Annotated in this window: 6 protein-coding genes; 3 read left to right on the top strand and 3 right to left on the bottom strand. The window is 67.5% G+C overall.

The annotated features are described in order from the left end of the window. Nucleotides 1–209: ferredoxin (fdxA, locus tag B1964_RS15075; protein WP_216354247.1), on the bottom strand; the 209-nt coding region annotated here is incomplete at its 3' end. A gap of 357 nt (nucleotides 210–566) precedes the next feature. Here fdxA and B1964_RS15080 point away from each other — a divergent pair. From B1964_RS15080 to B1964_RS15090, 3 genes are read left to right on the top strand one after another with little or no spacing between them, the layout of a single operon-like run. Next, nucleotides 567–1,196, top strand: a complete 630-nt coding sequence (locus tag B1964_RS15080) for a cysteine dioxygenase family protein (protein ID WP_079930345.1) — start codon at nucleotides 567–569, stop codon at nucleotides 1,194–1,196. Nucleotides 1,197–1,214: 18 nt separating this feature from the next. Continuing rightward, a complete protein-coding gene (locus tag B1964_RS15085; protein WP_079930346.1) occupies nucleotides 1,215–1,589 on the top strand; it encodes a rhodanese-like domain-containing protein in 375 nt (124 codons plus the stop codon). Nucleotides 1,590–1,602: 13 nt separating this feature from the next. Continuing rightward, a complete protein-coding gene (locus tag B1964_RS15090; protein WP_079930347.1) occupies nucleotides 1,603–2,019 on the top strand; it encodes a pyridoxamine 5'-phosphate oxidase family protein in 417 nt (138 codons plus the stop codon). Between the two features lie 34 nt (nucleotides 2,020–2,053). On the opposite strand, the gene cofG is transcribed toward B1964_RS15090, so the two are convergent. Both cofG and B1964_RS15100 read right to left on the bottom strand, forming a co-directional pair. Then, nucleotides 2,054–3,283 carry a 7,8-didemethyl-8-hydroxy-5-deazariboflavin synthase CofG gene (cofG, locus tag B1964_RS15095; RefSeq protein ID WP_253194011.1) on the bottom strand — a complete coding sequence of 410 codons (1,230 nt, stop codon included), beginning with the start codon at nucleotides 3,281–3,283 and terminating at the stop codon, nucleotides 2,054–2,056. A 21-nt stretch (nucleotides 3,284–3,304) separates the two neighbouring features. Beyond that, the coding region (locus B1964_RS15100) for an NAD(P)/FAD-dependent oxidoreductase (protein ID WP_079930349.1) at nucleotides 3,305–4,605 on the bottom strand (1,301 nt) is incomplete at its 5' end.

Here is a 4,605-nt window from a genome sequence, read left to right on the forward strand (position 1 = left end):
ACGTACGGATCCCATTCGTCGGGGACGTCATCCTCGTAGAAGATCGCCTCCACCGGACACACCGGCTCGCAGGCACCACAGTCCACACATTCATCCGGCTGGATGTAGAGACTGCGACCACCTTCGTAGATGCAATCGACCGGGCATTCCTCCACGCATGCCTTGTCCATCACATCCACGCAGGGTTCCGCGATGATGTAGGTCACCACACACTCCTTTGCTGCAAGCACTTCGGTCGGCCGCCGTCGCGCGGCGGGCCGAGATGTACGCGAGGGCTGGTCGCGCCGAGCACGCATGCAGCGGCAATCCGCAGCTCTGAAAGACCGCACACACGTGTTGTCCTAGAGTATCTGCCCACCGGGCGGCCCTCCCACACCCGCCCCTGCTCACCGACGGTCGTTGAGTCACAGATCACACCGGGGCCCGATTGCACCCAGGGTGAGGAGAACCCTCCCGCTCACGTCGATGCGCGGTCACCCTGGTCGCGTGAGCACTCCATCGAGGCGATGTCGCGGCCGTCACCGTATCCGGCGCACTCCCCTCGACCCTCGTTCACAGGAGAACTCATGACCTCGACCCTGCCCTCCCGTACCCAGCCATCTCGTACCCAGCCACCCCGCACGCTCCGCCCGGACCGTTCTGCCCGCCACACCGCTGCCCACCTACCGACCCGGCTGCGCCCGGCAGACCTGCTGCGGATCACCGACCAGGGCGTCGCCGACGTCCTCGACGGACGTTACGACCACCTGCTGCCCACCGCCTGGGACCCGGTAGAGCGGTGGTCGACCCGTCTGGAATCCGACGACGACCTCGACCTGTGGCTGATCAGCTGGACGCCGGACCGCTCGACCGACCTGCACGACCACGCCGGATCGCTGGGCGCACTGACCGTGTTGAGCGGCGCACTGCGCGAATACCGTTGGACCGGTGAAGATCTCGCGCTGCGCATCCTCTCGGCCGGCGATCAGGCGGCTTTCCCGCTGGGCTGGGTCCACGACGTTCAGCACCACGGGAGCATCCCGCCGGCGCGTGGTCTCACCGTCCCGACGGGCGATACCTCGGTGGCCACTCCGAGCGGCCCGACGCTCAGCGTCCACGCCTACTCCCCGCCATTGACCGCGATGTCGTTCTACGAGGTGACCGAAGGCGGCGCACTCCGCCGGACCCGGACCGAACTGACCGACGAACCGGAATAGAACGCCTATCGTGAACCCATGCCGATGACCATCGACGACATGCTGCTCGTCGCGCGGGAGTCCCTGCAACGACTGCCCGCCGAGGATCTCGACGCCGAACTCGCAGCCGGTGCCGTGCTCGTCGACATCCGCCCGGCCGCGCAACGTGCCGCCGAGGGTGAGGTTCCCGAGGCACTCGTCATCGAACGCAACGTCCTGGAATGGCGATGTGATCCGGCCAGCGACGCACGGATCCCAGAGGCCGTCGACCACGACGTGCGGTGGATCATCCTGTGCTCGGAGGGATACACCTCCAGCCTGGCGGCGGCATCGTTGCAGCAGTTGGGATTACACCGCGCCACCGATGTCATCGGGGGATATCGGGCCCTCGCGGCACATCACGATCCCCGGTGAATCGCCGACCCCGATGACCCCGACCGAATTCATCGCCTTCATTCGCTCCCACCCGCTCGGGGTCGTCGCGACCGTCTCGCCGGACGGAGCACCCGAGGCGGCGCTCGTCGGGATTGCCGTCACCGACTCCGCGGAGATCGTCTTCGACACCTCACTGTCATCCCGCAAGTTCGCCAATCTCGCGGCCGATTCCCGGGTCGCCCTCGTGGTCGGCACCACCGAGGAAATCACCGTGCAATGTGAGGGGCGGGCGGACATTCCGCACGGCGAGGCTGCGCAGCGATGCCGGGACGCGTACTTCGCGCAGTATCCGGACGGACGGCAGCGGGCGGCCGATCCCGACATCGTGCACGTGCGCGTCCGACCGCAATGGGTGCGCTGCGCCGACTATCGGCCGGACGGCGGCGGGGTCACCGAGAGACACTGGTGAGCGGCGCCCCGCTCACGGTCGGCAGCCAGACCGCTCACGCCACCGCCGACCACGTCCGGGGTGATGGAATCCGGTCGGCGGCCAGACCGCTGTGCGGATCGCTCAGGGCCGCGACGTGATCGTGCAATGCCGGGTCGATCCACGACGACGCGTCGAGGATGTACGGCGGCTGCGCGGTGAGACGTTCGGTCAGGGTGAATCCCGCGCCCGCGGTGAGGTCGGCGAGCACGTCGAGGTTGGGCCACGGGCGTTCGGGATTGACGTGATCGGGCGTCAGCGGTGACACCCCACCCCAGTCGTCGACGCCGGAGGCGATGAGTGCCTCGCACTCGGCCGCCGACACGAGGTTCGGCGGCGCCTGGATACGCATGTGCGGACCGAGCACGATCCGCGCGGTCGCGACCGCGGCGAGGAACTCGGTCATCTCCGCGTCCGGGGTACCACGCATCGCGGTGTCCGGCTTGGCCCGGAAGTTCTGCACGATCACTTCCTGGATGTGCCCGCCGGCCGCGGCGATCTCGGCCATCGCAAGCAACGATTGCGCTCTCTCGGTGAGACTTTCACCGATGCCGACGAGGATTCCGGTGGTGAACGGAATCCCGAGGGCACCCGCATCACGCAACACCTGCAGCCGTACCAGGGGATCCTTGTCGGGGCTGCCGTAATGAGGCATGCCCTTCTCGGTGAACAGTCGGCGCGAGGTGGTCTCGAGCATCATGCCCATCGACGGCGCGACCGGGCGAAGGGCGGTCATCTCCTCGGCGCTCATCACACCCGGATTCAGGTGCGGCAACAGTCCTGTGTGTGACAGGACCGCGATGGCGGCGGCGCGGACGTAATCCAGCGTGGAGGTGTAACCACGCTCGGACAGCCATTGCGCGGCCTGCGGCCACCGATCCTCCGGGCGGTCACCGAGAGTGAACAACGCTTCCTTGCAACCGAGTTCGGCACCCCTGCGCGCGATGTCGACAACCTCGTCGAGTTCGAGGTACATCCCTGCACCGGCGCGGGCGAGCTTCCCCGGGATCGTCACGAAGGTGCAGTAGTGGCATCGGTCGCGGCACAGTTTGGTCAGCGGGATGAACACCTTGCGCGAGTAGGTGACCTGCCCGGATCGTCCGACAGCCGAGAGGCCCTCATCGCGGAGATCGGCGGCGATCCGTTGCAGCGCATACAGATCGGCGCCGGACGCCGACAGCAGGGTGCTCACCACCTCGACGTCGGTGATCTCGGTGGTCGTCGCGGCATCGAGTGCCGCGGCCATGCTCATGGACGGCATGGGTGCTCACTCCCCTCGTTCACTGGTGGTGGCCGCTGTCGATCGGGTGACGAACGGCTCCGGCTCGAACGTGCCGTTGCGCTCTCGGAACGACAACGCCGTACCCGGCCAGAGCAGTGTCAGCCGACCACTCTCGGGATCGACATACCAACTGTCACAACCGGTCAACCACACCGTATCGGAACTCCGGTCGTCGATCTCCCGGGTGTACGCGGCCTCGGCGTCCGCGGTGACCTCCAGTGCGGCAACCCCCGCCTCGGCCATGTGATCGAGGGCGCCGACGACATAATCGAGTTGCGTCTCGATCATGTAGATCGCCGAATTGTGGCCGAGCGCCGCATTCGGGCCGTCGAGCACGAACATGTTCGGGAACCCGGCGACCACGGTCGAGGCATAGGAGATCATGCCGTGCCGCCAGTGGTCGGCGAGCAACTCGCCGTCCCGGCCGTGCACGCGCGTGGCGACCGGCGGTCGTGCCGCCTCGAAACCCGTTGCCATCACCAGGATGTCGAGTTCGTGACTGCGGCCGCTGGACGCGCGCGCCTTGGCTTCGACGACCGATTCGAGCGCCCCCGGCTCGAAGACGACGTTTTCACGCAACAGCGTCGGATAGAAATCGTCACTGAGAAGTATTCGCTTACAACCGATCTCGTAGTCCGGGGTGAGTTCGGCACGCAGCACCGGATCGGGGATCTGCGCGCGCAGGTGGGTCAATGCCCGCGCCCGGATCTCGTCGATGTCGGGACGGCGGCGCAGACGTTGCGCGAACGCGGCGTCGGCGTTGCGCAACAGTTCGTTTCGGTGTGCGGCCGCCCGCTGCGGATCGACGAGCTCGGCACGCTCGGCGGGATCGAGGCGACGATCCTCCCGCGGCACGATGTAGGGCGGGGTGCGGCTGAAGATGACGAGCTCGGCGGCGCGGTCGGCCACATGCGGCACGATCTGGATCGCCGACGCCCCGGTACCGACCACCCCGACCCGGGCGCCCGCCAGATCGAGGTCGGGCTCCCAGGCGGCCGTGTGGACCACGGTCCCCGGAAAGTCGTCGAGGCCTTCGATGTCGGGGATTCTCGGCTCCGACAACCGGCCCACGGCCAGCAGCAGGATCCGGGCGGTCAGCGACTGCGCACCGTCAACGCCCTCGGTGACCAGATGCCAGCGAGCTCCCTCGACATCCCATGTCGCACAAGTGAGTTCGCGGCCGAGTCGGATGTGGTCGGTGAGCCCTTCGTCGAATACGAGCCGGTCGAGATAGGCGCGGATCTCGGCGCCGGCGGGATAGACCGCCGACCAGTCGGCGGGGGGAC

Origin of the sequence: Gordonia sp. i37 (assembly GCF_002043085.1) — a bacterium.
Taxonomy (GTDB): Bacteria; Actinomycetota; Actinomycetes; order Mycobacteriales; family Mycobacteriaceae; genus Gordonia; species Gordonia polyisoprenivorans.

Excerpts from the sequence above, each read along its gene's own strand:
- B1964_RS15085 (WP_079930346.1), top strand. The coding sequence starts at position 1,215 with ATGCCGATGACCATCGACGACATGCTGCTCGTCGCGCGGGAGTCCCTG.
- cofG (WP_253194011.1), bottom strand. The coding sequence starts at position 3,283 with ATGGCCGCGGCACTCGATGCCGCGACGACCACCGAGATCACCGACGTC.
- B1964_RS15080 (WP_079930345.1), top strand. The coding sequence starts at position 567 with ATGACCTCGACCCTGCCCTCCCGTACCCAGCCATCTCGTACCCAGCCA.
- B1964_RS15090 (WP_079930347.1), top strand. The coding sequence starts at position 1,603 with ATGACCCCGACCGAATTCATCGCCTTCATTCGCTCCCACCCGCTCGGG.